The sequence below is a fragment of the Mycobacterium sp. genome (genome assembly GCF_036488105.1).
Lineage (GTDB): Bacteria > Actinomycetota > Actinomycetes > Mycobacteriales > Mycobacteriaceae > Mycobacterium.
Genome location: NZ_DASXHW010000358.1, coordinates 1 through 6676, shown reverse-complemented (window position 1 = coordinate 6676; position 6676 = coordinate 1). Strand labels below are relative to the sequence as shown.

Genomic DNA, 6676 nt, shown 5'->3' with positions numbered 1-6676 from the left:
GCCAAAAAGACTTCGACTCCCCCGCCCCCGTCAACCCCGTCGCCGGAGCCGGCGTCGCAAGCGGAGGCCAAGCCCGAACCTCAGGCGAAGGAAGAACCGCAATCCACGCCCGCCCGAAGCGATGCCGAGGACGGTGGCCAGGCTGCGCCGGCAGCACCCGTCAAGGGCCTGGGCATCGCTCGCGGCGCCCGCCCACCGGGTAAGCGCTGATCAGGCTGGTTGTTGAATTAGAAAATAGCTGGACAGCCGTGGCACCATAGTTGACGTGACCACCCATCAGTTGCCATGGCAGAACGCGGGGCATCAGCCGCGGCCGCGTACGTTCGCGCAGTCCTCGAAGCTGCAGGACGTGCTGTATGAGATCCGTGGGCCGGTACACGATCACGCCGCGCGTCTGGAGGCCGAGGGGCACCGCATCCTCAAGCTGAATATCGGCAACCCGGCGCCGTTCGGCTTCGACGCACCCGACGTGATCATGCGCGACATGATCCAGGCGCTGCCCTACGCGCAGGGCTATTCGGATTCCAAGGGGATCCTTCCTGCGCGGCGCGCGGTAGTCACCCGCTACGAACTCGTCGACGGCTTCCCACGTTTCGACGTCGACGACGTGTATCTGGGCAACGGGGTTTCGGAGCTCATCACGCTGACCCTGCAGGCCTTGTTGGACAACGGCGATCAGGTGCTGATTCCGGCTCCCGACTACCCACTCTGGACGGCATCGACGTCGCTGGCCGGCGGGACTCCGGTGCACTACCTGTGCGACGAAACCCAAGGCTGGCAACCGGATATCGCCGACATCGAATCGAAGATCACCGAGCGCACCAAGGCTTTGGTGGTCATCAACCCGAACAACCCCACCGGCGCTGTCTACGGTCGTGAAATCCTCACGCAGATCGCCGATTTGGCACGCAAACATCAGTTACTGCTACTCGCCGACGAGATCTACGACAAGATCCTCTACGACGACGCCGAGCACATCAGCATGGCAACGCTTGCCCCTGACCTGTTGTGCCTGACCTTTAACGGGCTGTCGAAGGCCTACCGGGTAGCCGGGTATCGGGCCGGCTGGCTGGCTATCACCGGGCCCAAGGAACACGCCAGCAGCTTCATCGAAGGCATTCACCTGCTGGCCAATATGCGGTTGTGCCCGAATGTTCCTGCCCAGCACGCGATTCAGGTCGCGCTCGGCGGTCATCAGAGCATCGACGACCTGGTGCTACCGGGTGGGCGGCTGCTCGAGCAGCGCGACGTCGCCTGGTCCAAGCTCAATGAGATTCCCGGGGTGTCCTGCGTCAAACCCGCCGGAGCGCTCTACACGTTCCCACGGCTCGATCCCGAGGTGCACGAGATCGTCGACGACGAACAGCTCGTCCTGGATCTGCTGCTGTCGGAGAAGATTCTGGTCACTCAAGGAACCGGATTCAATTGGCCCGCACCGGATCACCTGCGGATCGTCACGCTGCCGTGGTCGCGCGACCTGGCCCGCGCCATCGAGCGGCTGGGCAACTTCCTGGCCAGCTACCGCCAGTAGCACGCGGCAGTCACTATTTGTCGATGTAGCCGTCCGGGCGGTACACGCCGATTGGCGTGTCCGCGAAGCCCGACGCTGAGTTGAACTGCTAGTGTCCCACCGTTCGCTGAGCGCCCCCAGCGAACTTGCTGGCAGATTCCAGCGAGCCTGCTGTGCGCGAAACGCCGAGTCTCATTATTTGAAGTTTCTATGAGTTTGGCCGCTGAGCGCGCGTCGCGATGAAACTTAGGCGCACTATTGGTTACATCTTTGCCAATGTTTCCGCCTCGTTGGCTTTCCACACAGGAGTGGTTGCGCGAGTTCTTCTGCGGTGCACAGGGCCTGATCACAGGGGGTGCGGCGTATCGACTAACAGTTGATGCCCCGGCAATCACGCGCCCCGTCTACCTCTATCAAACAAAAACTGCCACAACAGATCTGGATAGATCAGTTCCTATTGAAAGGAGAGTTGCGATGTTCTCTGTTGCAAAGCAGGCACAGTCGCCCGCAGCAACGGCCGACCGCAACCGATCATGTACACCGACGCCGATGATCTCCGACGTACTCGTCGTCTCGATCCCGGCTAGTTTGGGACGCTGACCATGGACTTTGGCGCGTTACCACCCGAAATCAACTCTGGGAGAATGTATTCCGGCCCCGGGTCGGCGCCGATGCGCGCAGCCTCGGCGGCGTGGAATCTGCTCGCGGCCGAACTCGAGTCGGCGGCGACCCAGTACCAATCGACGATCGACGTCTTGGACGACGAATGGCTCGGGCCGACATCAGCGACGATGGCCGCCGCTGTCGACCCGTACATCACCTGGATGAGCACCACCGGCGCGCAAGCCGAGCAGACCGCAGGCCAGGCCTCGGCCGCCGCGAGCGCCTACGAGGCGGCATTCGCGATGACGGTGCCCCCGCTCGAGGTCGCGGCCAACCGCGCGCAGCTGGCGATGTTGGTCGCGACAAACGTGATCGGACAGAACACCGCGGCGATCGCCGCCAACGAGGCGATGTACGGCGAGATGTGGGCACAGGACGCCGCGGCGATGTACGGCTACGCCGGCACTTCGGCGGCGGCCGCGTCGGTAAAGGCGTTCAGCCAGCCACCCGAGACGTCGAATCCTGCGGCCCAGGCCATGCAGGGCTCGGCGGTCACGCAGGCAAACGGCGCCAGCACCGGGACCGGCGTGCAGTCGCAGCTCCAGCAACTGACGTCGACAATCCCGTCGTCGTTGAAACAACTCACCTCGCCGGTCTCCGCGGCGACGAATGCAGCCACGAACCCAGCTGGTGCGCTCGGCGACTTCCTCGACTTCCTGGACGGCGCGGACGGGAACTCGATCGGAACCTTCCTGAACTCCTCCTTGGTGAACGGTGTCGTGTCAGGCTCATACGTCAGCCCCGCGCTCGTCACACCCGCGATCACCAGCGGGTTAGCCGACATCAACTCGCTGCAGCCAAGCGTCGAGTCGGCGCCTGGGGGCGCGGGCGTTACCGACCTGATCAAGCCACTGGCGCCAGCGCCGATGAGCGCGCCGAGCGTGGGCGTATCGGTGAACACCGGTGGCAGCACACTGGTCGGCAAGCTGTCCGTCCCGCCGACGTGGACAGCGACAGCGCAAGTCGCCAACCACAGCGGCGTGACCTATGCCGGTGGTGGCTGGACCAATGCGGTCGGCCCGACCGGCGGCGGTACCGAAGCCGTCCCGGCCGGCATGCCCGGTATGCCGGGCGCGGCCGGCGCCAGGTCTGGCGGGTTCGGTCACGGCCCCCGTTACGGAAACCGCCTGACCGTCATGGGGCGTCCGCTGTCGGGCGGCTGATCTCTAGCGTCGTTCCAGCAGCTGCAGCAGGTAGGCGCCGTAGCCGGATTTCAGCAGGGATTCGGCGCGGCGGGCCAGTTGTTCGTCGTCGATGAAGCCCATCTGCCACGCGACTTCTTCGGGGACGCTGACTTTCAGACCCTGGCGACGTTCGAGCGTGCGAATGTAGTCACCGGCATCGGCTAATGAGTCGAACGTCCCGGTGTCCAGCCAGGCTGTGCCGCGGGCGAGCACTTCGACGGTCAGCCGCCCCTGATTGAGGTAGGTCCGGTTCACGTCGGTGATCTCGTATTCGCCGCGCGCAGAGGGCTTTAGGCTCCGGGCAATCTCGATCACGTCGTTGTCGTAGAAGTACAAACCCGGCACCGCGTAGTTCGATTTCGGCGTGGCCGGTTTCTCTTCGATCGACAACGCGATGCCGTCCGCGCCGAAGTCGACGACACCGTATGCCGACGGGTTGGCCACCCAGTAGGCGAAAATTGCTCCCCCGCTTATTTCTTGATGACGTCGGAGGTTGGTGCCCAGCCCGGGTCCGTAGAAGATGTTGTCGCCCAACGCCAAAGCCACCGAGTCAGAGCCGATATGACCGGCGCTGATGACGAACGCCTGGGCCAGGCCCTCAGGCTGGCCTTGTACCGCGTAGCTGATGTTGATGCCGAATTGGCTGCCGTCACCAAGAATTCGTTCGAACGCGGCCGCGTCCGGAACAGTGGTGATCACCTGGATGTCGCGAATCCCGGCCATCATCAGGGTGGACAGCGGGTAGTAGACCATCGGTTTGTCGTAGACCGGCAACAGCTGCTTGCTGACACCCATGGTAATCGGGTACAACCGGGTACCCGAGCCGCCGGCCAGGATGATTCCTCGCATATGTCACTCCTCAGTCGACGAGGTCAGCGTTGGTCAGTTCGGTCGCAGCGAGCGCTGCCGCCAGGCTGTCGTGACGAAAAACCGAGGTGACGTGATCGTGCACCACGCGGAAGGCAGACGCGATGGTTGAGCCGGATTCGCCTGGCCCGCCGATCTTCTGTTCGACGACGACGACGCCGTCGTGGACGAATATCCTGCCCACCTCGGCCTGGGGAGGGTGGGACGATGCCCAGTCACGCAACGCCGCATGGCCCTGGGCGGCGCCGTGTGCGTCGCCGACTTCGATGTCATCGCTGGACAGAGCCACCAGGGTGTCGAGGTCAGACGCATTCAATGCGTCATGCCAAGCCAGCACGGTGGCCATCTCCGATGTGGTCATGGAGTGAAAGGTACCGCGTGGGCCTAGAAAGGCGTGCGCCCGAGCCAGCTTTGCCATATCGACGGGTCGCCGGATACCGCGATGTCAGTGTCTTCTACCCGGACTCGCCGGACGAGTGCCAGTAGCAGGTCGACCGCGCCGCCGCGCAGCACCACAGAACCATCCTGGACGCCGTGCGACCACGAAATGCGGCCGGCGTCTGCGCGGATCGTCCACTGCCCGGCGACACCCACCCCGGGATCGGTGGCGCACAAAGCCACAGTGTGGCCGTCCTGCAGCGGATTTGGCGTGTCGGTGCGACCGGTCTCGCTCGCGACCCGTTCGAGCCATTCGCCGATACCGTCGGCGGCCAGCTCGGGTGCGAGCGAGTAGTCGAGTCCGAGCGCCAGTGCCCCGTCGGCGCGGTGCACCGTCGCCTCATGCAGGCGCCGCCGCGCCCACCAGTAAGCCGGGCGCGGGCCCAGGAAAGTCCACACCGGGGTTTCGACCCCGATGTCTTCGATCGCATCGATCAGTCGCTGCGCCCCACCGTGCAACCAAGCGATCGCTTCATCAGGGTCGGCCGGCGGCTTGCCATTCTCGACCGTGCGGGGGTCGAGGTAGCCGTCGATGCGGTCGGCGATGATCTGCGCGGCCCAGCGATCACCGCGTCCGACGTGCCGCAGCAGGTGGGTAAGGCTCCAACCCGGACACGTCGGTATCGGGGTCGACGGTTCACCGCTGCGGATCAGTTCGCCGAAGGCACGGTTCTGCTCTAAGAGCTCGACCGCATAGTCCACGCGGTCAGGCTACCCGCCGACCCAAGCAGTGCACGCGCCAACCGGCCTGCTGCCACTTCTGCACGTCGAGGCAGTTGCGGCCGTCCACGACGACCCGCGAGCGCACCCGGTCAGCGAGCTGATTGGGATCGAGCTCGACGAATTCCGGCCACTCGGTCAGCACCAGGACCGCGTCGGCGCGGTCACACGCTTCCTCGACCGAAACGGCGTAATTCAGCGTGGGATACAGCCGCTGGGCGTTTTCCAGCGCCTTGGGGTCGTACACGTTGACCGCGGCCCCGTTGAGTTGCAGCTGGCCGGCGACATTGAGCGCCGGCGAGTCACGCACGTCGTCGGACTCGGGTTTGAACGCGGCGCCGAGCACGGCGATGTTCGCGCCCAGCAGCGAGCCGCCGCAAGCGTTGGTGGCGATCGCGACCATCTTGGTGCGGCGCCGCATGTTGATGTTGTCGACTTCGCGCAGGAAGGTCAACGCTTGGTCGGCACCGAGCTCGCCGGCGCGCGCCATGAAGGCGCGGATGTCCTTCGGCAGACAGCCACCGCCAAAGCCCAAGCCGGCGTTGAGGTATCGGCGTCCGATCCGCGGATCGTGCCCGAGCGCATCGGCCAACAGTGTGACGTCGGCGCCAGCGGCTTCGCATACCTCGGAGATCGCGTTGATGAACGAGATCTTGGTCGCCAGAAAGGCATTTGCGGATACCTTGACCAGCTCCGCGGTCTGCAGATCGGTCACCAGGAACGGCACCTCGGCGTCGAGCATCGGCGCGTACAGCTCGCGGATCGCGGCTTCGGCGCGTGTCGAACCATCCTGTACACCAAGCACAATGCGGTCAGGATGTAGCGTGTCGTGGATCGCGAACCCCTCGCGCAAAAACTCCGGATTCCATGCGACTTCGATGTCGACACCCGGGCGCGCTGCGCCACAAACGCGTTGGACAAGTTCGGCAGCGGTCCCGACCGGAACCGTAGACTTCCCGACGATCACCGCTGGCCGGGTCAAACGCGGTGCGAGCGTGTCGATTACGGCGTGGACATGGCTCAGGTCGGCGCCATATTCGCCCCTCTTCTGCGGAGTGCCAACCCCGAGGAAATGCACATCGGCGAACTCTGCAGCCAGGTCGTAGTCGGTGGTGAATCGAAGACGGCCCGCTGCGATGTTGTCCCGCAACATCTTTCGCAGACCAGGCTCGTAGAATGGAACATCGCCCGCAGCCAGCTTGGCGACCTTACCGGGATCGATGTCGACACCGACGACTTCGTGCCCTAGTTCGGCCATCCCCGCAGCGTGGGTAGCACCCAGATAACCCGTACC

At 64.5% G+C, this 6676-nt stretch carries 6 protein-coding genes and 1 pseudogene; 3 read left to right on the top strand and 4 right to left on the bottom strand.

The features are described 5' to 3' along the window. From VGH54_RS18965 to VGH54_RS18955, 3 genes and pseudogenes are all read left to right on the top strand, one after another. Positions 1-210: pseudogene (locus tag VGH54_RS18965) on the top strand (hypothetical protein); the annotation flags it as partial. A 28-nt stretch (positions 211-238) separates the two neighbouring features. Further along, positions 239-1531 (top strand): pyridoxal phosphate-dependent aminotransferase, encoded by a 1293-nt coding sequence (locus tag VGH54_RS18960; RefSeq protein WP_331513616.1) that lies wholly within the window; start codon positions 239-241, stop codon positions 1529-1531. A gap of 581 nt (positions 1532-2112) precedes the next feature. Further along, the gene (locus tag VGH54_RS18955; protein WP_414688748.1) at positions 2113-3336 is read left to right on the top strand and encodes a PPE family protein; all 1224 of its coding nucleotides are present in this window, start codon (positions 2113-2115) and stop codon (positions 3334-3336) included. Positions 3337-3339: 3 nt separating this feature from the next. On the opposite strand, the gene rfbA is transcribed toward VGH54_RS18955, so the two are convergent. From rfbA to VGH54_RS18935, 4 genes are all read right to left on the bottom strand, one after another. Further along, positions 3340-4206: a glucose-1-phosphate thymidylyltransferase RfbA gene (rfbA, locus tag VGH54_RS18950; RefSeq protein WP_331513614.1), complete on the bottom strand. Its 867-nt coding sequence runs from the start codon at positions 4204-4206 to the stop codon at positions 3340-3342. 10 nt (positions 4207-4216) lie between these two features. Continuing rightward, positions 4217-4585, bottom strand: a complete 369-nt coding sequence (locus VGH54_RS18945) for a nuclear transport factor 2 family protein (RefSeq protein WP_331513613.1) — start codon at positions 4583-4585, stop codon at positions 4217-4219. A gap of 23 nt (positions 4586-4608) precedes the next feature. Beyond that, positions 4609-5364, bottom strand: a complete 756-nt coding sequence (locus VGH54_RS18940) for a maleylpyruvate isomerase family mycothiol-dependent enzyme (protein ID WP_331513612.1) — start codon at positions 5362-5364, stop codon at positions 4609-4611. A gap of 4 nt (positions 5365-5368) precedes the next feature. After that, on the bottom strand, positions 5369-6676 hold a 1308-nt coding region (locus VGH54_RS18935; RefSeq protein ID WP_331513611.1), incomplete at its 5' end, for a UDP-glucose/GDP-mannose dehydrogenase family protein.

Excerpts from the sequence above, each read along its gene's own strand:
- VGH54_RS18955 (WP_414688748.1), top strand. The coding sequence starts at position 2,113 with ATGGACTTTGGCGCGTTACCACCCGAAATCAACTCTGGGAGAATGTAT.
- VGH54_RS18945 (WP_331513613.1), bottom strand. The coding sequence starts at position 4,585 with ATGACCACATCGGAGATGGCCACCGTGCTGGCTTGGCATGACGCATTG.
- rfbA (WP_331513614.1), bottom strand. The coding sequence starts at position 4,206 with ATGCGAGGAATCATCCTGGCCGGCGGCTCGGGTACCCGGTTGTACCCG.